The 25339-nt window shown below is 59.7% G+C and carries 24 protein-coding genes; 14 read left to right on the top strand and 10 right to left on the bottom strand.

Annotation, left to right across the window (positions count from 1 at the left end):
* Positions 1–47 precede the first annotated feature (47 nt).
* Positions 48–839 carry an enoyl-CoA hydratase gene (locus P8S53_RS01265; RefSeq protein WP_277805361.1) on the top strand — a complete coding sequence of 264 codons (792 nt, stop codon included), beginning with the start codon at positions 48–50 and terminating at the stop codon, positions 837–839.
* A gap of 49 nt (positions 840–888) precedes the next feature.
* On the opposite strand, the gene P8S53_RS01260 is transcribed toward P8S53_RS01265, so the two are convergent.
* The 5 genes from P8S53_RS01260 to tldD all read right to left on the bottom strand — a co-directional run bounded on the left by P8S53_RS01260 (position 889) and on the right by tldD (position 7772).
* Entirely contained in the window at positions 889–1518 is a 630-nt protein-coding gene (locus tag P8S53_RS01260) for a CoA transferase subunit B (protein ID WP_277805360.1), read from the bottom strand.
* 13 nt (positions 1519–1531) lie between these two features.
* On the bottom strand, positions 1532–2227 hold the full coding sequence (locus P8S53_RS01255; protein ID WP_277805359.1) for a CoA transferase subunit A: 696 nt from the start codon (positions 2225–2227) through the stop codon (positions 1532–1534).
* 85 nt (positions 2228–2312) lie between these two features.
* On the bottom strand, positions 2313–4892 hold the full coding sequence (gene topA / locus P8S53_RS01250) for a type I DNA topoisomerase (RefSeq protein ID WP_277805358.1): 2580 nt from the start codon (positions 4890–4892) through the stop codon (positions 2313–2315).
* Between the two features lie 163 nt (positions 4893–5055).
* Complete coding sequence (dprA, locus tag P8S53_RS01245) at positions 5056–6240, bottom strand: DNA-processing protein DprA (RefSeq protein ID WP_277805357.1); 1185 nt, start codon at positions 6238–6240, stop codon at positions 5056–5058.
* Between the two features lie 110 nt (positions 6241–6350).
* Positions 6351–7772 (bottom strand): metalloprotease TldD, encoded by a 1422-nt coding sequence (tldD, locus tag P8S53_RS01240; protein ID WP_277805356.1) that lies wholly within the window; start codon positions 7770–7772, stop codon positions 6351–6353.
* Positions 7773–7999: 227 nt separating this feature from the next.
* Here tldD and coxB point away from each other — a divergent pair, with 227 nt between their 5' ends.
* From coxB to P8S53_RS01190, 10 genes are all read left to right on the top strand, one after another.
* Positions 8000–8872: a cytochrome c oxidase subunit II gene (coxB, locus tag P8S53_RS01235; RefSeq protein WP_277805355.1), complete on the top strand. Its 873-nt coding sequence runs from the start codon at positions 8000–8002 to the stop codon at positions 8870–8872.
* Between the two features lie 54 nt (positions 8873–8926).
* Entirely contained in the window at positions 8927–9901 is a 975-nt protein-coding gene (gene cyoE, locus P8S53_RS01230) for a heme o synthase (RefSeq protein ID WP_277805354.1), read from the top strand.
* Positions 9901–10101 (top strand): hypothetical protein, encoded by a 201-nt coding sequence (locus P8S53_RS01225; protein ID WP_277805353.1) that lies wholly within the window; start codon positions 9901–9903, stop codon positions 10099–10101. The genes cyoE and P8S53_RS01225 overlap by 1 nt, the downstream gene beginning before the upstream one ends.
* The gene (locus P8S53_RS01220) at positions 10101–10679 is read left to right on the top strand and encodes a cytochrome c oxidase assembly protein (RefSeq protein WP_306417851.1); all 579 of its coding nucleotides are present in this window, start codon (positions 10101–10103) and stop codon (positions 10677–10679) included. The genes P8S53_RS01225 and P8S53_RS01220 overlap by 1 nt, the downstream gene beginning before the upstream one ends.
* A 40-nt stretch (positions 10680–10719) precedes the next feature.
* Positions 10720–11526, top strand: coding sequence for a cytochrome c oxidase subunit 3 (locus P8S53_RS01215; RefSeq protein WP_277805351.1), 807 nt, complete (start codon positions 10720–10722; stop codon positions 11524–11526).
* Between the two features lie 85 nt (positions 11527–11611).
* Positions 11612–12310 (top strand): SURF1 family protein, encoded by a 699-nt coding sequence (locus P8S53_RS01210; protein WP_277805350.1) that lies wholly within the window; start codon positions 11612–11614, stop codon positions 12308–12310.
* Complete coding sequence (gene thrC, locus P8S53_RS01205) at positions 12307–13695, top strand: threonine synthase (protein ID WP_277805349.1); 1389 nt, start codon at positions 12307–12309, stop codon at positions 13693–13695. The genes P8S53_RS01210 and thrC overlap by 4 nt, the downstream gene beginning before the upstream one ends.
* Positions 13692–14954 (top strand): pitrilysin family protein, encoded by a 1263-nt coding sequence (locus P8S53_RS01200; RefSeq protein ID WP_277805348.1) that lies wholly within the window; start codon positions 13692–13694, stop codon positions 14952–14954. The genes thrC and P8S53_RS01200 overlap by 4 nt, the downstream gene beginning before the upstream one ends.
* On the top strand, positions 14954–15538 hold the full coding sequence (locus P8S53_RS01195) for a GNAT family N-acetyltransferase (protein ID WP_277805347.1): 585 nt from the start codon (positions 14954–14956) through the stop codon (positions 15536–15538). Before P8S53_RS01200 ends, P8S53_RS01195 begins: the two co-directional genes overlap by 1 nt.
* A 127-nt stretch (positions 15539–15665) precedes the next feature.
* Complete coding sequence (locus P8S53_RS01190) at positions 15666–17099, top strand: FAD-binding oxidoreductase (protein ID WP_277805346.1); 1434 nt, start codon at positions 15666–15668, stop codon at positions 17097–17099.
* Here P8S53_RS01190 and P8S53_RS01185 read toward each other — a convergent pair.
* The 4 genes from P8S53_RS01185 to greA form a co-directional block, all read right to left on the bottom strand.
* Positions 17070–17399, bottom strand: coding sequence for an AzlD domain-containing protein (locus P8S53_RS01185; RefSeq protein WP_277805345.1), 330 nt, complete (start codon positions 17397–17399; stop codon positions 17070–17072). The genes P8S53_RS01190 and P8S53_RS01185 overlap by 30 nt on opposite strands.
* Complete coding sequence (locus tag P8S53_RS01180) at positions 17396–18103, bottom strand: AzlC family ABC transporter permease (protein ID WP_277805344.1); 708 nt, start codon at positions 18101–18103, stop codon at positions 17396–17398. Before P8S53_RS01180 ends, P8S53_RS01185 begins: the two co-directional genes overlap by 4 nt.
* Positions 18104–18250: 147 nt before the next feature.
* Positions 18251–19234, bottom strand: a complete 984-nt coding sequence (locus tag P8S53_RS01175) for a hypothetical protein (RefSeq protein WP_277805343.1) — start codon at positions 19232–19234, stop codon at positions 18251–18253.
* Positions 19235–19238: 4 nt separating this feature from the next.
* Positions 19239–19709: a transcription elongation factor GreA gene (gene greA / locus P8S53_RS01170; protein ID WP_277805342.1), complete on the bottom strand. Its 471-nt coding sequence runs from the start codon at positions 19707–19709 to the stop codon at positions 19239–19241.
* Positions 19710–19965: 256 nt separating this feature from the next.
* On the opposite strand from greA, the gene P8S53_RS01165 reads away from it, so the two are divergent.
* The 3 genes from P8S53_RS01165 to P8S53_RS01155 all read left to right on the top strand — a co-directional run bounded on the left by P8S53_RS01165 (position 19966) and on the right by P8S53_RS01155 (position 24320).
* Entirely contained in the window at positions 19966–21612 is a 1647-nt protein-coding gene (locus P8S53_RS01165; protein WP_277805341.1) for an electron transfer flavoprotein-ubiquinone oxidoreductase, read from the top strand.
* A gap of 207 nt (positions 21613–21819) precedes the next feature.
* Positions 21820–23466, top strand: a complete 1647-nt coding sequence (locus tag P8S53_RS01160) for a tetratricopeptide repeat protein (protein WP_277805340.1) — start codon at positions 21820–21822, stop codon at positions 23464–23466.
* Positions 23463–24320 carry a 4-(cytidine 5'-diphospho)-2-C-methyl-D-erythritol kinase gene (locus P8S53_RS01155; protein WP_277805339.1) on the top strand — a complete coding sequence of 286 codons (858 nt, stop codon included), beginning with the start codon at positions 23463–23465 and terminating at the stop codon, positions 24318–24320. Before P8S53_RS01160 ends, P8S53_RS01155 begins: the two co-directional genes overlap by 4 nt.
* On the opposite strand, the gene P8S53_RS01150 is transcribed toward P8S53_RS01155, so the two are convergent.
* Positions 24296–25297: a polyprenyl synthetase family protein gene (locus P8S53_RS01150; RefSeq protein ID WP_277805338.1), complete on the bottom strand. Its 1002-nt coding sequence runs from the start codon at positions 25295–25297 to the stop codon at positions 24296–24298. The two genes, P8S53_RS01155 and P8S53_RS01150, sit on opposite strands and share 25 nt — an antisense overlap.
* Between the last annotated feature and the right edge of the window lie 42 nt (positions 25298–25339).

The raw sequence follows: 25339 nt of genomic DNA, 5'->3' as shown, positions 1-25339 counted from the left end.
GCATCCCTGCGTCGCTATAGTCTGCGCAGCACGGGAGGAATGACAAGATGAGTGATGCAATTGTTCAATGTGACGTCACGGCAGGGATTGCGCGGGTTACGCTGAATTCCCCGTCCAATCTGAATGCGCTGTCCGATGCGATGATAGCCGCGCTGTCTGCGCAGCTTTCAGCGCTATCGCAGCAAAATGACGTCAAGGTCATTGTCTTGCGCGGTGCGGGCAAGGCGTTTTGTGCGGGACATGACCTGAAGGAAATGCAGGCCGGTCGTGCGACAGATGACAAGGGGGCGGCCTATTTCGCGGATTTGTTTGCGCACTGCGCGGCGCTGATGCAGGTGATTCCAGCGCTGCCGCAACCGGTGATCGCCGAAGTGCACGGAATTGCCACCGCCGCTGGCTGCCAGTTGGTTGCAAGCTGCGATATGGCCGTTGCTGCCGAAGGCACAAGGTTCGGGGTGAACGGGGTGAATATCGGGCTGTTTTGTTCCACGCCCATGGTCGCACTGACCCGCAACATACCGCGCAAACAGGCGTTTGAAATGCTGACCACCGGACAGTTCATCGATGCCGCGCGCGCCGCAGAACTGGGGCTGGTCAACCGGGTTGTTGCCGCCGACCAACTGGACAGCCAGACCATGGCGCTGGCGCAGACGGTTGCCGGAAAACTGGGAAATGCCGTGAAAATCGGCAAGCAGGCGTTCTATGCGCAGGCCGAAATGAGTGTGGCGGACGCCTATGCCCATACCGCCGAAGTGATGGTGGAAAACATGCTGTGGCGCGACACAGATGAAGGGATTTCTGCCTTTCTGGACAAGCGAAAACCCGATTGGGCGCAATAGGCCCGCGCGCGTCAGGGGCCGCCCGCAAACGGGCCGCCCCTGAGATAGATCAGTTCACGATTGCAGCTTCGGTCGCGTTGCGAATGTCATCTTCGCTGACACCATCTGCGCATTCGATGATTTTCAACCCACCTTCGACCACATCCAGAACACCCAGATTGGTGATGATGCGCTTGACGACGCCTTGTGCCGTCAGCGGCAGGGTGCAGGCTTTCAGCAATTTGGACTCGCCCGCTTTATTGGTGTGATCCATGACCACCACAATGCGTTCCACGCCCGCGACAAGGTCCATAGCGCCACCCATGCCCTTGACCAGTTTGCCCGGAATCATCCAGTTTGCGATATCGCCGTTTTCGGCAACTTCCATCGCGCCAAGGATTGCCATGTTGATCTTGCCACCACGGATCATGGCGAAGGATTCGGCGCTGTCGAAATAGGCCGTATGCGGCAATGCAGTCACAGTTTGCTTGCCTGCATTGATCAGGTCTGCATCGACATTTTCTTCGGTCGGGAAGGGGCCGATGCCCAGCATCCCGTTTTCTGATTGCAGGGTGACGGTCACACCTTCGGGGATGTAATTGGCCACCAGGGTCGGAATACCGATACCAAGGTTCACATACATCCCGTCCTGAAGTTCCTGCGCCGCGCGTGCGGCCATCTGGTTGCGGTCCCAAGCCATGTGTCGTTCCCCCTTAAGCCGCGCGCGTCGTGCGCTGTTCGATGCGTTTTTCGTGCTGTCCCTGAATCAGGCGGTTCACATAGATGCCCGGCAGATGCACATGATCCGGGTCAAGGGTGCCGGGTTCCACGATTTCTTCGACCTCCAGCACGCAGATTTTGCCGCATTTGGCGGCTGGCGGGTTGAAGTTGCGCGCTGTCTTGCGGAAAATCGCATTGCCGGTGGTGTCGGCCTTCCACGCCTTGACGATGGACAGATCAGCCATGATTCCGCGTTCCAGAATGAAGGTTTCGCCGCCGAATTCCTTATGCTCTTTGCCGTCGGCAATCCGGGTGCCGACGCCGGTGCGCGTGTAAAAGCCCGGAATGCCCGCACCGCCCGCGCGCATGCGTTCGGCCAAAGTGCCCTGCGGGTTGAATTCCAGTTCCAGCTCTCCGCTCAGATACTGGCGCATGAATTCCGCATTCTCGCCGACATAGGACGACATCATTTTCTTGACCTGACGGGTTTTCAAAAGGACGCCAAGGCCGAAATCATCCACGCCTGCATTGTTGGATGCGATGGTCAGATCCTTCGTGCCTGCATCCCGAATTGCATCAATCAGCAGTTCGGGAATGCCGCACAGACCGAAACCGCCTGCGGCAATGGTCATCCCGTCAAATAGCAGCCCGTCCAGGGCCTCGGTGGCAGAGCCGTAGACTTTCTTCATTGCTTCATTCCCTCCATTCGTGATCTGGCCAATCTGATGGCGCGGCATTGTGGTGAAGTCAACACTTGCACAGGTTGCGGATGTGTCAGCCCTCGGCAGGTTTCTTCTTCGGGCTGGCCTTCTTTGCGGCTGGCTTTTTGGCCGCGGGTTTCTTGGCAGCGGCTTTTTTGGCGGCGGGTTTCTTCGCCTTGGGTTTGGTTGCGGCCTTGGCATTCACCAGTTCAACCGCCTGTTCCAGCGTTATGGTGTCCGGTTCCATGTCTTTGGGCAGGGTCGCGTTGATCTTCTCCCATTTGACATAGGGGCCATAACGCCCCTTCATCACGGCCAGATCACCGCCATCGGGGTGCGCGCCCAGTGTTTTCAGCGGCTCGGCCACCGCCCGCCCGCGGATTTGCTTGGCGGCCAGCACCTCGACCGCGCGGTTCATGCCAATGGTGAACACCTCGTCCACCTCCGGCAGGTTGGCGTATTTCTTGCCGTGTTTGACAAACGGGCCATAGCGCCCGATGCCCGCCTCTATCAACTCGCCATCTTCGGGGTGGGGGCCGACAGGGCGCGGCAGGGCCAGCAGCATAAGCGCGCGTTCCAGATCAATGCTGTCGATTTCCCACCCTTTGGGCAATGATGCGCGGGGCGGTTTGGGGATTTCTGTTGTTGCCTCTCCGCGCTGGACATAGGGGCCAAAACGCCCTGTGCGCAGGGAAATCGGGTCGCCCGCATCATGGCCCAGCAGCTTGCCGTCGCCTGCAAGTTCGGCATTGCCTTCGCCTTCGCCGGCAAGGGGGCGGGTGTAGCGGCATTCAGGGTAGTTGTTGCACCCGATGAAGGCCCCGCCGGAGCGTGCGGTTTTCAGGTTCAGCCGCCCTGCGCCACATTTCGGGCAGGACCGGGGGTCACTGCCGTCTTCGCGCGGGGGATACAGATGCGGTGCCAGAACCTCGTCTATTTTTTCCAGCACTTCGGTGATGCGCAATTCCGATGTTTCGGCAATGGCTGCGGAAAAATCGCGCCAGAAACGTTCCAGCACTTCCTTGTAGTCGCGTTCACCGGCGGACACATCGTCAAGCTGTTCTTCCAGTGCTGCGGTGAAATCATATTCCAGATAGCGGCTGAAATAATTGACAAGGAAAATGGTGACCAAGCGGCCCTTATCCTGTGCAATCAGGCGGTTCTTGTCCTTGACGACATAGCCGCGATCCTGAATCGTGGTGACAATGCTGGCATAGGTGGACGGGCGGCCAATGCCCAGTTCTTCCATGCGCTTGACCAGCGTAGCCTCGGTATAGCGGGGCGGGGGCTGGGTGAAATGCTGCTCTGGGGTGACGGATCGTTTTGTCAGCGCATCGCCCTGGGTCATTTGCGGCAGGCGCTTGTCGTCATCATCGACAACATCGTCGCGCCCTTCTTCATAGACCTTCAGGAACCCGTCAAACAGCACAACCTGACCGGTGGCGCGCAGGCCCACCTGCCCGTCGCGGCTGCCAATTTCAACCGTGGTGCGTTCCAGACGCGCGGCTTCCATCTGGCAGGCGATTGTCCGTTTCCAGATCAGATCATACAATTTGCGCTGGTCGCTATCGGTGATTTTCAGCCGGTCGGGGCTGGTGGCCATTTCCGTGGGGCGGATACATTCATGCGCTTCCTGCGCGTTCTTGGCCTTGTTTTTATACATCCGCGGGGATTTCGGCACATAATCCGCGCCGTAGCGGTCCTTGATGACATCGCGCGTGGCCATCACGGCTTCGGGCGCCATGTCGATGCCATCTGTCCGCATATAGGTGATGTGGCCCGCTTCATACAGGCGTTGGGCGGTGGACATGCAGTGCTTTGCGCCCATGCCGAATTTGCGGCTGGCTTCTTGTTGCAGGGTCGATGTCATGAAGGGGGCTGACGGGTTGCGGCTGCCGGGTTTCGCCTCGACCGAGGTGACGGTCAGGTCGCGTGACTGGACGGCCTGCACGGCAAGTTCCGCCGCTTCCGATGTCGCCAGATCGAACTTGTCCAGCTTCTTGCCTGCGAAACTGACCAGTTTCGCGCCGAATTCCTGCCCGCGCGGGGTGGTCAGACCTGCGGACACAGACCAGTATTCCTGACTGCGAAAGGCCTCGATCTCCATCTCGCGTTCGACAATCAGGCGCAGGCAGACCGATTGCACGCGCCCTGCCGATTTCGCACCGGGCAGTTTGCGCCACAGAACCGGCGACAGGTTGAACCCCACCAGATAGTCCAGCGCACGCCGCGCCAGATAGGCGCGCACCAGCGGCATGTCCACTTCGCGCGGGTTTTTCATGGCTTCGGTCACGGCGGCTTTGGTGATGGCGTTGAATACCACACGCTTGACCGATGTGGTTTTCTTGATCGCGCGCGATTTTTCCAGCGCTTCGGTCAGGTGCCAGCTGATCGCTTCGCCTTCGCGGTCGGGGTCGGTCGCAAGGATCAGTTCGTTGTCGTCCTTCAGGGCGTCGGCGATGGCCTTTACATGCTTGCGGGAATCGCTGGCGATCTCCCATTTCATCTCGAAATCATGCTCGGGGTCGACAGAACCATCCTTTGGCGGCAGGTCGCGGACATGGCCAAAAGACGCAAGAACCGTGTAGCCCGGCCCCAGATATTTGTTGATTGTCTTGGCCTTGGCGGGCGATTCGACGACGACGACTGCCATAAAATTCCTCAGTTTATCCTTGCTCAGGCGGGTTTGCGCGGGCTGGCCTTAATGTGAGGGCGGGGAAGGGAATGTCAATGCAGGGGGCACCCGCGCCGCAAGTTTGCGCTAAACTGCTGCTGGCGCACCGTACCCCGAACACAGCTTTTGGGTGTCTTTCTGCTCAATGGTGCGGTTGTGCCTTGCTGACCAGTCCACCGGGGTGGCGCTGCACCACGCCTTGCAATTCCAGCGTCACCAATACTGGCGAAATCTGTGCGGCGGACATCTGCAAATCACGGATAAGCTGATCTTCTGCGGTGGGGGTGGGACCAAGCAGGGCAAGGATACGCGCATCCAGCGGGGTGGCATTTTCCGGTTTGGGCGCGGTGTTCGGGGATGTGCGCGGCGCGCGTTCGTGCGCTTCATTTGTGCAGGGTTTGGCGCTGTCGCCGACCTTGGGTGGGCAATCTTGCAGCCGTTGCAGAACTTCCAGAATGTCATCGACATGGCGCACAAGGGTTGCGCCATCGCGGATCAGGCCGTTGCACCCGCCTGCGCGCCCGTCAACGGGGTGGCCGGGCACGGCCATGATTTCGCGCCCTTGGTCCAGTGCATCGCGTGCCGTAATCAGGGTGCCGGATTTTTCAGCCGCTTCAACCACCACCACCGCCAGTGCCAGACCGGAAATAATGCGGTTGCGGGGCGGAAAATGCCGTGCTTGCGGATAAAGACCCATAGGCGCTTCCGACAGGCGCAACCCCTGATCGGCAATCGCGGCGGCAAGAACGGTGTTTTCCGTGGGATAGATAACATCCACCCCGCCCCCCATAACCGCAATCGTGCCGGTTTTCAGGCTGGCATGATGGGCGGCCGCATCAACCCCGCGGGCCAGACCGGAAACAATCGTGTATCCTTCATGCCCCAGCCCGTCGGCCAAAGTGCGGGCCATGCGCGTGCCAAGGCTGGAGGCGTTGCGCGCACCCACAATGGCAACCATTGGCCGCAATATGGGTGCGCGCTGACCCATGCACCACAAGACAGGGGGCGGCGCGTGTATGCTGGCCAGCGTTGCGGGATATGCGTCCGTCCCAAAGCACAGCATGCGCGCCCCTTTTGCGCGGGCAAGGTCAATTTCGGCGCGGGCCTTGTCGGCGGGAAACGGAATATAGGCATCTACCCCGGCGGCCTGCGCAATTTTTGGCAGGGCGTCCAGGGCCGCTTCTGCGGTGCCATATTCCGACAGTAGCCGGAAGAACGTCGTTGGCCCGACACGGGCAGATCGAATGAGGCGAAGCCAGGATAGCCTGTCTTCTTCCTTCATGGGTGGGGTGAAGGGTGGGTGAGAAGAAAACAAATCTTTCGCCATCCGGTCAACCTCGCCTCATTCTTGCCTTAATCTGCACCGAGTTAGTTAAAACATTGTAAAGATTCGCACCCTCGCAAAAGTTTTTTCAAAAATTTTCACCTGATCTGGCGTCAGGTCCCGCTGCCGCCAACTGTCAGCCCGCCAATCTTCAATGTTGGCTGGCCCACACCGACCGGCACCCATTGGCCCGCCTTGCCGCAGGTGCCCATGCCGGGATCAAGCGCCATATCATTGCCGATGGCGCGTATTTTGGTCAGCGCGGTCGCGCCATCGCCGATAAGGGTGGCCCCTTTGACGGGCGCGCCGACCTTGCCATCCTTCACGCGATACGCCTCGGTGCAGGAAAAGACGAATTTGCCGTTCGTAATGTCGACCTGCCCGCCGCCGAAGCCTACGGCATAAATCCCGTCCTTCAGGTCGGCCAGAATTTCGGCAGGCGTGGCATCGCCGCCCTGCATATAAGTGTTGGTCATGCGTGGCATGGGCGCATGACCATAGGATTCGCGCCGCCCGTTGCCTGTGGGCGCGACCCCCATCAGGCGGGCATTCTGGCGGTCCTGCATATACCCCACCAGCACGCCGTCCTCTATAAGGACATTGCGCGCGCCCGGTGTCCCTTCGTCATCTATGGTGATGGACCCGCGCCGGTCGGGCAGCGTGCCGTCATCCAGCACGGTCACGCCTTTGGCCGCGATCTGTTTGCCCATCAGGCCTGCGAAGGCCGAGCTGCCCTTGCGGTTGAAATCCCCTTCCAGCCCGTGGCCGATGGCTTCGTGCAGCAAAATGCCGGGCCAGCCCGGGCCAAGCACCACATCCATAACCCCCGCCGGCGCAGGTTCGGCGCGCAGGTTGACCACGGCAATGCGCAGCGCTTCGCGGGCCATGGCTTGCCAGACATCGCGTGCCATCACGCCGTCCAGTCCCGCACGACCGCCACCGCCTGCACTGCCGGATTCGCGGCGCCCGTCCTGTTCGACAATGACAGATATGTTCAGCCTGCTCATGGGGCGCGTGTCGCGCAGGCGCAGCCCTTCGGGGCGCAGGATTTCAACCTGTTGCAACGATGCCGCCATCGACACCGAGACCTGAACAACACGCGCGTCCAGTGCCCGCAGGAAATCATCAATTTCGCGCAGCAGGTCCAGCTTGACTGAAAACGCCGCGCCCGAAATGGGGTCTGCGTCGGTATACAGGCGCTGGTTGGTGGGGCTGGGCGCATCTGCAAGGGTTCCGCCGCCATGCCCGACGGCCAGCCGCGCGGTCTGTGCGGCACGGCGCAGGGCGTCCATGGTCATATGTGTGGAATGGGCATAACCCGTCACCTCGCCGTGCACGGCGCGCAGGCCAAACCCTTCGGCGGCGTTGTAGCTGGCCGACTTTACGCGCTGGTCATCAAGCAATAGTGATTCCGACACACGGCGTTCCAGAAACAGTTCGCCATCATCTGCACCGGCTGTGGCATCTTGTAGCACCTGCAAGGCAAGGGTTTCGTCCAGCATGGTGTCGAAGGGGCGAAAATCTGTATCACTCATGTATATTTAGCCTTCTTTGTCAGAGGGATGCCGCGCTGCGCAACAGCTTGACATGGTGTCGTTGATCTGGATCAAAAACGACATTCTGTCGCATCGTTTTGCTTGTTCTATGTTCAGGAATATGATTTTACAAAGACAAACCTCAACGGGATTCCATGGCATGCAGGATTTAAGCATGTGCCAGGGCAAGCGGCAGAATCGCCGCGTAGAAGAACGGGAAAAGAAATATGCGCCTTTTCAAAGCTATAACGCCATTGATCGCCGCGTTTGTGTCGGTTGCCGCCGCAACGAAAGCTGCTGCTGACGACTTGTTGCCGCAGTTGCCGGTTCTGGGCGCGCCTGTGCCCGACGGCACTTCGTTGCAGACGCCCTTCACCGCGATTGCGCGTGAAGTGCGGTTTCTGGATGATCTGCTGTTGTGGATCATTGTGCCGATCACGATCTTTGTCACGGGCCTGTTGATCTGGGTGATTGTGTTTCACAACCGTCGCGCAAACCCCGAACCTGCGCGTTTCACGCACAACACCCCCATTGAAATTGCATGGACAGTCGTTCCCGCGCTGATTTTGCTGTTTATCGCGTTGTTCACGTTCCCCGCGCTGCGCCATCAGCAAATCATGCCCGAAGCCGATGTGACCATCAAGGTCACCGGGTTCCAGTGGTATTGGGGCTATGAGTATGTCGACCACGGTGTCGAATTCTCGCAGTTCATGCTGGAGCGGGACGAGCTGGAGGATTATGGCTACACCGATGATCTGTATCTTCTGGCGACAGACACCGCCATGGTCGTGCCGGTAAACCAGAACATCGTGTTGCAGGTCACTGCGGCGGACGTGATCCATTCCTGGACCATTCCGGCCTTCGGCGTGAAGCAGGATGGCGTTCCCGGCCGTCTGGCAGAACTGTGGTTCAGCGCCGAAGAAGAAGGCATCTATTTCGGCCAGTGTTCGGAACTGTGCGGGATTGCGCATGCCTATATGCCCATCACCGTGAAAGTGGTTAGCGAAGAAGAATATCTTGCATGGCTGGAACGTCAGGGCGCGGAATTCGCAGATGCCCCGCGCACACAGCAGGCCGTTCAAGTCGCATCGTCGGACTAACCTAGAATTGTCCGGCGTTCGTGCCGGACAGCCACACCCCATCAGGTGAAGCAAATGACCGATATCCGTGCCGATATCAGCTATAGTGACAACAAAGAGGCCAGCTTCGGCGATTACATCGCGTTGCTGAAGCCGCGTGTGATGTCGCTTGTCGTGTTCACGGCGCTTGTCGGGTTGATTGTTGCGCCGGGCGCGTTGCACCCGGTCGAGGCGCTGGCGGCAATCATTTTCATTGCACTGGGGGGCGGGGCTTCCGGCGCGTTGAACATGTGGTGGGATGCCGACATTGACAGCGTGATGAAGCGCACCGCGAAACGGCCCGTGCCTGCGGGCAAGATTGACGCACGAGAGGCAATGTCGCTTGGTTTCGCGTTGTCGGGCATTTCGGTGATCATGCTGTGGCTGGCAACCAATGCGCTGGCTGGCGCGTTGCTGGCGTTCACGATCTTCTTCTATGCCGTGATTTATACCATGTGGCTGAAACGTGCGACGCCGCAAAACATCGTCATTGGTGGTGCGGCGGGCGCGTTCCCCCCGATGATCGGCTGGGTTGCGGTGACTGGCAGCATCAGCATAGAAGCCTGCCTGATGTTCATGCTGATCTTCATGTGGACGCCGCCGCATTTCTGGGCCTTGGCGTTGTTCATGAAAAGCGACTATCACAAGGCCAATGTGCCCATGCTGACAGTCACCCACGGACGCAAGGCGACGCGGACACATATTCTGGTCTACACTGTCGCATTGATCCCGTTCGCACTGGCGGCAGGGTTTACGTCTATTGGCGGGCCGGTCTATCTGGCGCTTGCGCTGGTGCTTAATGCCATGTTCCTGCAAGGTGCATGGACCATCTGGCGGCGCAGCGAAGTGCAGGCCGAAGCGGATGGATATGCGGTGGAAAAACGCGTATTCCGCTTTTCACTGGCGTATCTGTTTTTGCATTTCGGTGCCTTCCTTGCCGAAGCGGCCTTGGCAAACCTGCCAGTCTATGCAGAATTTGCTGCGTCCTTCAAAATACTGGAATTGTTCTGATGGCCATTACCCGCGAACATGAGTTGCACAAGCGCCGGTCGGGACGCAACATCGGGCTGGCCGTGGTGCTGGCGGCGTTCATTGCGCTGGTATTCGGCCTGACCATTGCCAAAGTGCAAAGTGGTGCAAGCCTGCAAGCCTATGACCACAGTTACCGGCCAGCCCTTGACCCTGACAATGTGAGGTTTCCGCAAAGATGATGACATATTGGACGCGACTGACCGGCATACAGAAAACCACCGTGCAGACAGTCAGTGTGGTGTTGTTCATGGGGGCAATGGGCTGGGCTGCCGTGCCGCTATATGACCTGTTTTGCCGCGTAACCGGCTATGGCGGCACCACCAACACGGCGGCGGCATCATCGGGCGTGGTGCTGGACCAGACAATGCGCATCCGTTTCGATGCCTCCGTTGCGCGCGATTTTCCATGGAGTTTCAAACCAGTTGACCGCGTATCGGAAATCAAGATCGGCGAAGTCGGGCTTGCGTTCTACGAGGCGCATAACCCGACCGACAGGCCCATCGCGGGAACTGCCAGCTACAACGTCAGCCCCTATGAGGCGGGCCGCTATTTCACCAAGATCGACTGTTTCTGTTTCGAGTTGCAGGTTTTGCAACCGGGCGAAACGGTGCTGATGCCAGTTACATATTTCGTTGATCCCGAAATTCTGGACGATCGCGACGCAAGCGGCACACATACAATCACGCTGTCTTATACTTTCCACGCTACGGATATTCCGGCGGATTACGTCGCCCCGGAACCCGCAATGACAAACTGAACTCGCGCATAAGACCGAGTAATACGAGGGAACTTTCACAATGGCGCATGAGAAAAACCACGACTATCACGTTCTTCCGCCGTCCATCTGGCCATTCGTGGGGGCTGTTGCCGGCTTCGTGATGCTGTTCGGCGCTGTGATGTGGATGCATGACAATGGCCCCTGGATGTTCCTGATTGGCCTTGTGGGTGTGTTGTATGTCATGTTCGAGTGGTGGAAAAACGTCGTGATCGAAAGCCATGCGGGCGACCATACACCGGTCGTTGTGATTGGCCTGCGCTACGGGTTCATCCTGTTCATCATCTCGGAAGTGATGTTCTTTGCCGCGTGGTTCTGGAGTTTCTTCAAACATGCGATGTATCCCATGCACCCCGAAGGGCTTAGCCCCGCCGTTGATGGTGCATGGCCGCCCGCCGGGATTGAGACATTTGACCCATGGCACCTGCCGCTGATCAACACCCTGATATTGCTGCTGTCGGGCTGTGCCGCGACATGGGCGCACCATGCATTGGTGCATGGCGACAAACGCGAAGATGTGAAATTGGGGCTGTGGATCGCAGTTGCGCTTGGGGTGATCTTTACCTTCCTGCAAGCCTATGAATATACCCATGCGGGCTTTGGGTTTGCGGGCAATATCTATGGCGCAAACTTCTTCATGGCGACCGGCTTTCACGGGTTCCACGTTATTGTCGGCACCATCTTTCTGGCGATTTGCCTGATGCGGGTCTATGCTGGTCATTTCACTGCCGAACGCCATGTGGGCTTTGAAGCGGCAGCATGGTATTGGCACTTTGTTGATGTGGTCTGGCTGTTCCTGTTCGCATCAATCTATGTCTGGGGTGCCTAGGCGCGTCGATTGACCGCGCATATGACGGGGACCAGAAAGCGCGGGCCGAAAGGCGCGCGCTTTTCACTGTGAAAAATGGGACAAGATGCTGAAGCAGATCCTTATTCCCGCGATTTTTGGCCTGATCGGCACTGCGATTCTGGTGAATCTGGGCGTGTGGCAACTTTCCCGCGCAGATGAAAAGGCCGCCCTGATTGCCGAGATGGAATCGCGTATATTCCAGCCGCCAGTGCCCCTGCCGGATGCGCCCGACCCTGAACAGGACCGCTACCTGCCGGTAGATGTGACGGGGCGGTTTACAGCGGACCACAGTTTTGCAATGGCGGCGCAGCGCGCGCAGGGGCCGGGCTTTCATCTGATATCAGTGCTGGAAACCGACAGCGGGCGCCGCATCATGGTTGATCGTGGCTATCTGCCGGAAGCGGCACGGGCGGGGCTTGTGTTCGCAACGGATGACGTGACGCTTGCGGGAAACCTGCACTGGCCGCGCGATGCGAATGCCTATACGCCGGAATTCGACGCGGGCCGCAATCTGTTCTTCGCGCGCGATGTGGGCCAGATGGCCGCATTGCTGGAAGCCGAGGAAATGCTGGTCGTGCTGCGCCGCACATCTGAAACCACCCCCCCCGCCACCCCTGTGCCCGTCTATGAGGTCCGCTTGCCCGATAATCATCTGGGATATGCCGTGCAGTGGTTTTTGATGGCAATTGCATGGCTGGGGATGACAGTTTTCTTTCTGTGGCGTATCACGCGCCAACGCGATCAAGGATCAGACCGGAAATGAAGTATATTTCAACCCGTGGCGCAGCGCCTGCGCTGACTTTCGAAGCGACCATGCTGACGGGGCTTGCCCGCGATGGGGGCCTGTATCTGCCCGAACATGTGCCGCCCATGACACAGACTGAAATAGCGTCGCTTGCGGGGCTGAGCTATGAAGAACAGGCCTATGTCATCATGCGCCCGTTCATTGGTGACACTTTCCGCGATGATGAATTCCGCAGCCTGATTGCGCGTGCCTATCAGGGGTTTGACCATCCGGCACGCGCACCCCTGAAGCAGCTTGCGCCCAATCACTTCCTGCTGGAGTTGTTCCACGGCCCGACACTGGCGTTCAAGGATTTCGCGATGCAGCTGATTGGCCAGCTGTTTCAGGCCGCGCTGAAACGCTCACGCGAACGGGTGACGATTGTGGGTGCGACATCAGGTGATACCGGGTCGGCCGCGATTGAAGCGTTCAAGGGGCTGGACAATGTTGATGTGTTTATCCTGTTCCCGCATGGCCGCGTATCTGACGTGCAACGCCGCCAGATGACCACCCCGAGTGAGTCCAATGTCCATGCACTGGCGGTCGATGGGGATTTTGATACCTGTCAGGCGCTGGTCAAGGATATGTTCAACGACTTTTCATTCCGTGACGGGGTGAAACTTGCAGGCGTGAACAGCATAAACTGGGCGCGGGTTCTGGCGCAGGTTGTCTATTACTTTTCAGCGGCTGTCAGCCTTGGCGCACCCTACCGCCCTGTCAGCTTCACGGTTCCCACGGGGAATTTCGGCGATGTGTTTGCAGGCTATATCGCGCGGCAAATGGGTTTGCCGATTGAACAGTTGGTTGTCGCCACCAACCACAACGACATTCTGCACCGCGCCATCACATCGGGGGGCTATGTGACAGATGGCGTGAAACCATCAATCAGCCCGTCCATGGATATTCAGGTCAGTTCCAATTTTGAACGTGCGTTGTTTGACGCATACGGTCGGGACGGGTCCGCTGTTGCGCAGTTGATGGATGAATTGAAAGCCAGCGGCGGGTTCCATATCAGTCAGGGCGCGCTGGAATTCCTGCGCGAGGTGTTCGCGTCCGGCCGCGCATCTGAGCAGCAGACAACGCAAACCATCACCCGCATTCATGACCGGACGGGCGAAATCCTGTGCCCGCATACCGCAGTCGGCGTTCATGTGGCCGAACAGCACATGTCAGCAACGCCCATGGTCACGCTGGCCACCGCGCATCCGGCAAAATTTCCTGATGCGGTCGAAGCAGCTATGGGCACGCGTCCGGCCCTGCCCGAACGCATGGCCGACCTGTTTGACCGTCCCGAACGTGTGACGCGGCTAAGTGGTGATCTGGCGGAATTACAGGCCCATATCCGGGGAAATATCCGTAAATGAGCGTTCAGGTCACGACATTAAGCAACGGGTTCCGCATTGTCACCGAACCCATGCCGGGGCTGGAATCCGCCGCGATCGGGCTGTGGATCGAAGCAGGCGCCCGCCATGAAGGCGCGCATCAAAACGGTGTCGCGCATTTTCTGGAACATATGGCGTTCAAGGGCACCGCGCGGCGCAGTGCGTTGCAGATTGCCGAAGAGATCGAGGATGTGGGCGGGTATATCAACGCCTATACATCCCGCGAAATGACAGCCTATTACGCGCGGGTGTTACGCGCCGATGTCGCGCTGGCACTTGATGTGCTGGCCGATATCGTGCTGAACCCCGCGTTCGAGCCGCGCGAAGTCGAAGTGGAACGCGGTGTCATCTTGCAAGAAATCGGGCAGGCGCTGGACACGCCTGATGATGTGATTTTTGACTGGCTGCAAGAAGCGGCCTATCCGTCGCAACCGCTGGGGCGGTCCATCCTTGGCCCCAGCGCGGCAGTGTCGGGCTTTTCCAAGGATGATCTGCGCGCTTTCGTGGGCACCCATTACGGGCCGGGCCAGATGATCCTTTCGGCGGCAGGTGCGGTCGATCATGATGCGCTTGTGCGTCTGGCCGAACCGCTTTTCGGGCATCTGGTGGCAAAACCGTTCCAGACCGCAGAACCCGCGCGGTTCCATAACGGCGAACGCCGCGAAACCCGCCAGCTGGAACAGGCACATTTTGCATTTGCGCTGGAAGCGCCCAGCTACAGGGCCGAAGATTTCTATACCTCGCAGGTGTTTTCGGGGGCATTGGGCGGGGGCATGTCGTCGCGCCTGTTCCAGCGCCTGCGCGAAGATCGCGGGTTGTGCTATACCGTCTTTGCACAATCGGGGGCGTATTTCGATACGGGAATGATCACCATCTATGCGGGAACCGGCGCAGACCAGATTTCAGATCTGGCATGGCTGACAATGGATGAAATGAAACGCACCGCCGACACCTTGTCCGAGGCTGAAATCGCCCGCGCCCGTGCGCAGATGAAGGCAGGTTTGCTGATGGGGCTGGAAAGCCCGTCAGCGCGCGCCGAACGGCTGGCAAAACTGCTGTCGATCTGGGGCCGCGTGCCCGACCTGTCAGAAGCGATTGCGCGCATTGACGCGGTCACAGCCCATGGCGCACGCGAGCATGCGAAAGCCCTGCTGCACAATAGCCGCACGGCGCTGGCCCTTTATGGACCGATTGAACATGCGCCGCGCCTGTCCGAGTTGGGCGAGAGGCTGGTTGCCTGATGCTGGGGCTGCGCGGCAAGCTGCGACTGGAAGCCGACAGGCTGTTCTTGCGTTTGCCGCAGCATACAGATTTTCGCCAATGGGCTGAACTGCGCAGGCAGTCTTGCGGTTTTCTGACGCCCTGGGAACCCACATGGTCTGACGATCACCTGACACGGCGGGCGTTTACCAACCGGGTCAGCTGGGCCACGCGCTGCCTGAAGCTTGATACGGCCTTGCCGCTGTTCATTTTCAGGCGCGATGATGATTGTCTTGTGGGGGCGATCACGCTGGACAATATCCGCCGCGGCCCCGCACAGGCCGGAACATTGGGGTATTGGGTGGGCGCACCCCATGCCCGTCAGGGCTATATGCGCGAAAGTATTGCGGCGGTCGTGCATCATGCGTTCACTATGATGGATCTGTCGCGCATCGAGGCGGCATGCCTGCCAGAGAATACCGCATCGCGCGGCGTGCTGGAGCGGTCGGGTTTCAAGTATGAGGGCGTCGCGCAAAGCTATTTGCAGATCAATGGCAGATGGCGCAATCATGTGCTGTATGCGAATTTGCGCCATGACCGTCGCGGCCGCACGGATGTTGGTTAACAACACGGCCCGTGCCCGCAACGCCCCGCCCGCCCCCGGGGCTGCGCGTGTGCGCGCACCCCCTTGGCGCTGCGGGCACGGGCCTTATGTGGCACCCATGTTGGTGCTGCCAGTAAAGGAAAAAACGATGAAGCTGTTTCCCTGCGATCAAGCATTTCTGGACCGGCTGGCGGCTGAACTGCCGGATGGCACATTGCGGACCGCCGAGGCGCATTTTCTGGAAGAACCGCGCGGGCGCTGGCGGGGGCAGGCGGGCGCGGTGGCGTGTCCGCGCAACACTGATGAAGTGGCCGCCATCCTGCGTGCGGCCAATCAGGCAAAGGTGGCTGTGGTGCCGTTTGGCGGCGGAACGGGCCTTGTCGGCGGGCAGGTCGCCACGGGCGGCGTTGTGCCGCTGATCCTGTCGCTGGAGCGGATGCGCGCCATACGTTCCGTGCATCCCAGTGAAAATGTCATGATTGCCGAAGCGGGCGCCATTCTTGCCGATGTCCAGAAGGCGGCGGAAGATGCGGGCCGTCTGTTTCCGCTGTCACTGGCCTCCGAAGGGTCTGCGCGGATCGGCGGGCTGCTGGCCACCAATGCGGGCGGCGTGAATGTGCTGCGTTACGGAAACGCGCGTGATCTGGTGCTGGGGCTGGAAGTTGTCATGCCCGACGGGCGTATCTGGAACGGGCTGAAGCGCCTGCGCAAGGACAATACCGGATATGATCTGCGCAACCTGATGGTCGGGTCCGAAGGGACGCTGGGCGTGATCACGGCGGCCAGCCTGCGCCTGTTTGCCCGCCCTGCGCGTCAGGGGTCTGCACTGATGGTTGTGAACAGCCCTGATGCCGCGTTGTCGCTGCTGGCATTGGCACAGGCGCGGTTGTCCGAAGGGATATCCGCCTTTGAACTGATCGGGGGCATGGGTCTGGACTTTCTGGCGCGGACCATGCCGCAGGTGCGCCAGCCCTTTGACCATCAGCCCGAATGGATGGTGCTGATTGATCTGGGCCTGCCGCAAGGGATCGACCCGTCCGCCGCGCTGGAAGATCTGTTCGCGGATGCACTGGATGCCGGTCTGGTCAGTGACGGGGTAATTGCGCAGAACACGGGCCAGCGCGCCGAATTCTGGGCCGTGCGCGAATCCATCCCCGAAGCAAACCGCCATATCGGCGCAGTGTCCAGCCACGACATATCGTTGCCCTTGTCCGTTGTACCGGACTTCATTGACCGCGCTGGTCCCGCATTGGCCAAGATCGACACGTTCAGGGTGAATTGCTTTGGCCATCTGGGCGACGGGAACCTGCATTACAATGTCTTTCCCGTTCAGGGCCGCAGCCGCGCCGACCATGAACACCAGCGCGACAGCATCAAGGCCTGTGTGCATGATCTGGTGCATGCAATGGGCGGGTCGGTCAGCGCCGAACACGGGATCGGGCGGTTGAAAACCGGTGATCTGGAAAAATACGGCGATCCGGTCAAACTGTCGGCCATGCGTGCCATCAAGCAGGCACTGGACCCCAACGGCATCATGAACCCCGGTGCTGTGTTAGCCGATACCGAAATGCAGCCCGAATAGGACTGCGGCCCCGCCGAAAATAGTCAGAACCGCGCTTTTCGTCAGAAAGCTGATGGCAATCGTGGCGATGGCGGCACTGATGCGGACAGGGTCCAGCGCGCCGCCCGTGGCCTGCGGAAACAGGATCAGCGGCGTGATCATGCCGGGCATGATGGCAACGGCGGTATACCGCAAATGCCGCAGCACCCATTCGGGCAGTTCCCGATTGCCGATAATGCCCAGAAACGACAGGCGCAGCAGAAAAGACCCCAGCCCCAGCCCGATGATCACGGTCCATATCTGCGCTGTGGTAAAACTCATTTCTGCCCCCTGATGCGCGGCATGCGGCGTTCGGTTTCGGCACCGGCCATCATGGCCAGCACCGCCGCCGCCAGCAGCCCAAGGTTGAAGGGCATGAAGCTGAAGACCAGCACGCCGATAATCGACACCAGTGCGGCGATCACATGGGCCAGCGTGCGCAACATGGGCACGATCAGCGCCAGAAAGGTAATCGGCACGACAAAATCGATGGGCAAACCGGCAGGCACCGCAGTTCCCAGCGCGGCCCCCGCCCATGTCGCCATATACCACACCGGACAAATGGGCGTCACGACACCCATGAAATACGCGAATTTCCGGCCATGCGACATGTCGGGGTTTTGTTCATATTTCAGCACGGACGCGGCATAGGTCTGATCAACCATGAAATAGGCAACGATCCCGCGCCGCCACCAACTGATCGGCCCCAGATGCGGCGCAAGCGCGGCCGAATACATTGCCATCCGCAGGTTCACCGCCAGTGACGCGGCAAGAACAATCAGGACAGGTGCGTTTTCCAGCATCATCTGAAGGGCGACAAGTTGCGCCGCCCCGGCAATAACCAGCACCGAAAAGCCCATCGTTTCAAAAATGTTCAGGCCCGCTTCTGTCGCGACAATCCCGAACACGGCGCCGAAGGGCAGTATAAGCAGGATGAAGGGCGATCCATCCCTGAAACCCTGCCAATAGTCACGCGATATGGTCATGGCGGCGCTGGTATCCTGTCGGTTTCTGACACTGTGATCTGGCAAAACGGGCTGCCCGCAAGATGAGTATTTGGGGCAAGATGAAGCTGAAATTTAGTTCATCTGTTCACGATTATTATCCAAGGGCGACAGGTGTTTCAAGCCACCCTAACGCGAAAATACACCACTGACCCGCCCCAACAGCATAAACGCCCGCGCCGAGCGTGTGTCCGCCATTGCCGCAATCTGGGCGTCATCCGCCTGTTTTTCGAAATCCGCGAAAACCTTGTCAAACTCGCGCAGGAACAGATGTGCGGCCTGTTTGAAATCGACGTCATTGCGCATGCGCCCTGATGTCAATGCCAGACAGGACCGGTCCCGAATGCCGCCAAGCGGCGCAATCAGCGCGCCGCGCGCGCCATTTGCGAAGGCGCGCCAGAATTCCGGCCGCGCGCGATCAGGGCGCAAGTCGTCCATATAGATCCCGTCCTGGGCAAGACGCGTCAGAACATCCTGCGCACACCGGATCAGGGGTGCGCAGCGGGTGTCGTTCAGGACCTTGCGCAAGGCATCAAAGCCTTCGGTGTCTTTTTCATCTTCGGGGAAATGCAGCGCGCGTATCAGATCGGCAGTGCTTGGCGCATCCGGCGCAGATTGCGCCATATCCCCCAAGGCAAGGGCAGGCTGCGCATCATCAAGGGCGGCTGTGCCCTGCGGGGCTGCGCGGTCACGCGCGCGGTGCGAAAAGAACAATGTCAGGCGCGTGTCGGTTTGTTCCTGCGCATTGGACAGCGCATCAATGCGGCTTTGGGCCACGGGTGACAGGGGCGCTGCTTCGTGCTTTTGCTGGGACAGAACGCGCCGCAATTCATCGCTGGTGCGCTGCAATTGCAGCGTTTCGCGGCGCAGGTCTGCGGCAATGACGGCCAGATACAGCAACCCCGAAACCAGCAATGCGGGCATGAAAAACGCCGCCGCAAGCACGCTTATGGCGGTTCCGTCCATGCTGTCGAAATCCGACGTCAAGGCAAAGCCCGCCGCCGCCAGAAGCCAGATTGCGATCCCCACCGCCAGCGCAGTGCCGGAATTCGGTCCCGATTTTTCCCCGTTCGACCGGGGTGCGGGGGTGGTGGGGATGGGCGCGAGGGCCATTGGCCTAGCCGAACTTTATTTCCAGAATTTCATAGCTTTTTATGCCGCCGGGGGTGCTGACATCAACACTGTCGCCTTCATCCTTGCCGATCAGGGCGCGTGCAAGGGGGGATTTGATGTTCAGAAGGCCCTTTTCCAGATCGGCCTCTGCCTCGCCGACAATCTGGTAGCTGCGTTCTTCTTCGGTGTCCTCATCCAGCAATTTCACATGTGCGCCGAATTTGATGGACCCCGACAGTTTGGACGTGTCGATGACATCGGCGCGCGACAGGATCGCTTCCAGCTCCTTGACGCGGCCTTCAATGAAGCTCTGCTTTTCGCGGGCGGCGTGGTATTCGGCATTTTCCGACAGGTCACCATGCTCGCGGGCCTCTGCAATAGCCCGGATGATCGCCGGGCGATCCTGCGATTTCAGTTGGCGCAGCTCTGCGTCCAGCATCTTTTGACCAGCGCGTGTGAGGGGCAGTTTTTCCATGTCACGTCACCATTATAATGTAAAAGACCGCCCGCGGCGAAGGCCGGGGCCGTCCAGATAAGTCACGCCATCAGAACGCAGGCTTGGACAGATTGCAAGCACAATGACAGCGCCCCGCGGCTTCGGTTGCGCGAACACGCCGTTTCCCGCAATTTGGACGCCGCGTTTGCATTGACCCCATAGGCGCACCTGCGCTAGGTCAACAGCGACAGATTATGTCCCACATGCCAAGCCATGCGCAATAACAGGAGCCACCATGACCGGGATAACACGCGAAACCATGGAATATGATGTCGTGATCGTGGGGGCGGGGCCTGCGGGCTTGTCTGCGGCGATCCGGCTGAAACAGCTTGATGCGGACCTGAATGTGGTGGTGCTTGAAAAAGGGTCCGAGGTGGGCGCGCATATCCTGTCGGGCGCGGTGCTGGACCCGTGCGGGCTTGATGCGCTGATCCCTGACTGGAAGGACCGCGGCGCCCCCGTCACGGTGCCTGTGCGCCGTGACAATTTTTATATGCTGGGCGCGGCGGGGCAAATTCGCGTGCCCAACTGGCCCATGCCGCCCTTGATGAACAATCATGGCAATTACATCGTGTCCATGGGCAATGTCTGCCGCTGGATGGCCGAACAGGCCGAGGAACTGGGCGTCGAGATATTCCCCGGCATGGCCTGTTCGGAACTGGTCTATGATGGCGCGCGCGTCAAGGGCGTGGTCGCAGGCGAATTTGGCAAGAACGCAGATGGCACGCCCGGTGACGGGTATGAACCGGGCATGGAATTGCATGGCAAATATGTGTTCCTGTCCGAAGGGGTGCGCGGGTCGCTGTCCAAGGAAGTGATGGCCAGATACGATCTGTCCAAGGGCCATGAGCCGCAGAAATTCGGCCTTGGCATGAAGGAAATCTGGGAAATCGACCCTGAAAAACACCGCGAAGGCACTGTCACCCACACCATGGGCTGGCCCCTTGGCGGCAATGCGGGCGGCGGCAGTTTCATTTACCATCTGGACAACAATCAGGTCTATGTGGGCTTTGTGGTCCATCTGAACTACGCCAACCCCTATCTGTCGCCCTATCACGAGTTCCAGCGCTTCAAGCATCACCCCATGGTGGCCGAGTTGTTGAAGGGCGGCAAACGCATAGCTTACGGGGCGCGCGCCATATCTGAAGGGGGCTATCAGTCGATCCCCAAGGTGGTGTTTCCGGGCGGCGCGCTGCTGGGCTGTTCGGCGGGGCTGGTCAATGTGCCGCGCATCAAGGGCAACCATAACGCCATGCTGTCGGGCAAGGCTGCGGCCGAAGCCGCGTTTGACGCCATCAAGGCAGGCCGCGAAGGCGATGAACTGACCGCCTATGAAACCGACCTGCGCGAAGGGCCAGTCGGGCGCGATCTGTGGAAAGTGCGCAATGTCAAACCCATGTGGTCGCGTTGGGGCTTGTTGCCATCCCTGAAGCTGGGTGGTCTGGACATGTGGACCAATACGCTGGGCTTTTCGCTGTTCGGCACCATGGCGCATGGCAAAACCGACGCAGCCGCCACTGGCCTGGCCAAAGACCACAGCCCCATCGATTACCCCAAACCCGATGGCAAGATCAGCTTTGACCGCCTGACCAATGTGGCCTTCAGCTTTACCAACCACGAAGAAAGCCAGCCCGCGCACCTGACACTGAAGGACGCGTCCATTCCCATCAGTGTCAACCTGCCCGAATATGCCGAACCCGCGCAGCGCTATTGCCCAGCCGGTGTTTATGAAGTGGTTGAAGAAGAAGGCAAAGACCCGCGCTTTGTCATAAACTTCCAGAACTGCGTGCATTGCAAGACATGTGACATCAAGGATCCCAGCCAGAATATTCATTGGGTGACACCACAAGGGGGCGACGGGCCGAATTATCCGAATATGTAACGGGGGTTTGTCTGACGATTCTGTGCTTGGGGGGCTTTTTCCCCGATGGGCGATTGCCACGGGCAGGGCGGAACACTAGTCTTGGCACAGTAATTCATCAGACGGAGAGCGCGCCTAGTGTCTAGTTTCCGCCATCTGGCTTCGGCCATCAGCATTGTTGCGCTTTGTTCTGCGGCGCCCGCCTTCGCACAGGACGAGTCTGCGGACATGTCAGTGGACCTTCCGTCCGGGCTTGCAGGGGCGTTTCTGGCCGGTCGCGCCGCAGTTGCAACAGACAGTTTCATGCAGATGGCGTTGAATTATGACCGCGCTGTGCAGCTGGACCCGGACAATGCGTTGTTTCGTGAACTGGCCATGCAGGGGCATTTGCTGATCGGGGAATTCGGGCGCGCCGCAGAACTGGCCGCACAGGCGCATGCCCGCGAAGAGGGCAGCCAGATTGCGCAAATCATTTTGCAGGCAGATGAATTTGCGCGTGAAGCCTATGATGCGGCACTTGCCGCCGCGCAAGACGGGCGCCAGACAGGCCCGCTGACCGATGCGCTGGGCAAGGCGTGGGCCTATCTTGGTGTGGGCAGCATGTCTGACGCGCGCGCCGCTTTTGACGCCATCATTTCCGAAACCCCCGATCTGGCCCCCTTTGCCGTGTATCACAAGGCGCTGGCGCTGGCCTATGTCGGGGACATGGAAGGCGCAAGCGAGGTGTTGACAGGCGAAGTGGATGGCCCTGTCAGCCTGACACGGCGCGGTATTGTTGCGCATATCAGCATTCTGTCGCAGCTTGACATGTTTGATGAAGCGCTGTCGCTGGCGGAAAGCATGTTTGGTGCCAATCCCGAAGGGGATGTGGCGCGCGTCATGGCGGAACTGTCCGAAGGCCGTGCCGTGCCGTTTACCACAGTCCAGTCCGCCCGTGACGGCATGGCAGAAACGTATTTGTTGCTTGCCTCGGCATTGCTGGGGGAGCAGGGCGACTGGCTGCCGCTGGTTTATGCCCGCCTTGCGCTGGCATTGCGCCCGGATCACCCTGACGCCATTTTGCTGGTGGGCGAGTTGCTGGAACAGGTGGGGCAATACGACCTTGCGCAGCAGGTCTATGACAAGATGCCCGCCGATGACCCGCAGTTTCTGAATGCGCAGCTTGGCAAGACCAATGCCTTGTTTCGCGCAGGTGAAACCGATGCCGCGATTGAATGGTTGCAGGGCTTCGTTGCCGATACACCGGATTCTGTCATGGCGTTAAGCACCCTTGGCGACATGCTGCGCCGCGAGGAACGGTTTGAAGAATCCGCCGATGCCTATACCCGCGCCATTGACCTGATAGACGAGCTTGAGGAACGCCATTGGGTTTTGCTGTATACACGCGCAATTTCGCTGGAACGCATGGGCGATTGGGACAATGCAGAAGCCGAATTCCGCCGTGTGCTGGAATTCGTGCCTGATGAACCGCAGGTCCTGAACTATCTTGGCTATTCGCTGGTTGAACAGCAGCGCGATCTTGATGAAGCGCTGGACATGATCGAACGCGCGGTCGAGGGCGAGCCCGACAGCGGCTATATTGTTGACAGCCTGGGCTGGGCGCTGTTCCGGATGGGACGCTATGAACAAGCGGTTCCCGTGATGGAACATGCGGTTGAACTTATGCCCAATGATCCCATTCTGAACGACCATCTGGGCGATGTGTACTGGTCCGTTGGCCGCCACCGTGAAGCGCGTTTCCAATGGAGTCGTGCCATATCATTCGCCCCGCATCCTGATCTTGACCTTGACCGCGTGCGCCGCAAACTGGATGTCGGGCTGGATGTCGTTCTGGAAGAGGAGGGCGCGCCCCCGCTGGGTGCATCCACCGAATGACCGCGCATGAATTGGCACCGGCCAAGGTAAACCTGTCGCTGCATGTGACCGGCCAGCGCGAAGACGGCTACCATCTGCTGGATTCGATGGTTATATTCACCGATGCAGGCGACCAGCTGGAAACAACCCCCGACACCGGCCTGCACATTACCGGACCGGAAGCGTCTGCGCTAAGTGCGGGGCCGGATAATCTGGTCCTGCGTGCCGCGCATCTGATGGGCATGCCACAGATCGGCTTGCGGTTGATCAAGGGCCTGCCGGTTGCTGCGGGCATTGGTGGCGGGTCCGCCGATGCGGCCGCAACCCTGCGCCTGTTGTCGCGCGTTGCGGGCAAACCCCTGCCGTCACTGGCCGAAATTCTGGCACTGGGCGCAGATGTGCCGGTGTGCCTGACGGGCGCGCCGTGCCGCATGCGCGGGATTGGCGCGGATATGACGCCGCTGCCGCCCTTGCCGCCGTTCTGGCTGGTGTTGGTCAATCCACGGGTTCAGGTGTCAACGCCGCTGGTTTTCCGCACATTGCCCAACCGCAACAATGCCCCCATGCCTGCGCAATGGCCGGTCTGGCCGGATGCCCATGCGCTGGCCGCGTGGTTGCAGGGTCAGCGCAATGATCTGGAATCGCCTGCCCGCGCATTGGCCCCCGTCATATCACAAGCCTTGCGCGTGCTGGCGGCACAGCCAGACTGCGCGCTGGCGCGTATGTCCGGGTCGGGTGCGACCTGTTTTGGAATGTTCGCCACGGAAATGGCCGCAAATGCCGCTGCGCGCGCGGTTCAGGACCAGCACCCCGACTGGTGGGTTTGCGCAACAGGCATTCGCGCCCCTGATCAGTTGACGCGTGCCACAACGTAATCGGCCAGATCGGTCAGCATCTGGCGCAACGGATGGTCTGGCAAGGGGGCAAGCGCATCCTTGGCGCGCTGTGACCATGTCAGGGCCTGGGCGCGTGTGGCGTTCATGGCGTTATGTTTCGCCAGCAAGTCCAGCGCGTGCGCCAGATCACCGTCGCGCTGGTCACGTTTGCCGATGGTGCGCGCCCAGAACGCGCGTTCACCCGCATCCGCCGCCGCAATCGCGCGAATGACCGGCAGCGTGACCTTGCCTTCGCGGAAATCATCGCCGATGTTTTTGCCGATACCAGCGCCCGCGCCGCCATAATCCAGATAATCATCCACAATCTGGAAACTGATGCCCAGCGCATCGCCATAGGTGACCAGCGCCTGAACCTGCGCATCAGCAGCCGCAGCAATGACCGCGCCAGCTTCGGTCGCGGCAGAAAACAGCGCGGCGGTCTTGCCGCGGATCACGCGCAGATACTGGTCTTCGGTTGTGTCGATATTCTGCGCGGTGGTCAGTTGCAGCACTTCGCCTTCGGCGATGGTGGCGGATGCATTTGCCAGAATATCCAGCACCCGCAGCGACCCGCATTCAACCATCAGCTGAAACGCGCGCGCAAACAGGTAATCCCCCACCAGCACCGATGACTTGTTGTCCCACAACAGGTTTGCTGTTGCCCGCCCGCGCCGCTGCGCGCTTTCATCCACCACATCATCATGCAGCAAGGTTGCGGTGTGGATGAATTCGACCGTGGCCGCCAGATGGTGGTGATATGGCCCTTGATACCCGCACAGATGGCTTGCCGCCAAAACCAGCATGGGGCGGATACGTTTGCCGCCTGCTTCTATCAGATGGGCGGTTACTTCGGGAATGCGGGGCGCGTGTTCCGACACCATGCGCGCGCGAATTAGTTGGTTCACCTCAAGCAGATCATCGCGTAGATATTCTGCCAGAAGGTCATGCGGCGCCCGGCTGACGTGCTGCGTGTGCATTGATAATTCTGAGTCCCATCTCGACAAGTTTGCCCAATAGCA

This window comes from Roseinatronobacter sp. S2, from assembly GCF_029581395.1.
Lineage (GTDB): Bacteria > Pseudomonadota > Alphaproteobacteria > Rhodobacterales > Rhodobacteraceae > Roseinatronobacter.
This window is presented reverse-complemented; position numbering and strand designations above follow the sequence as displayed.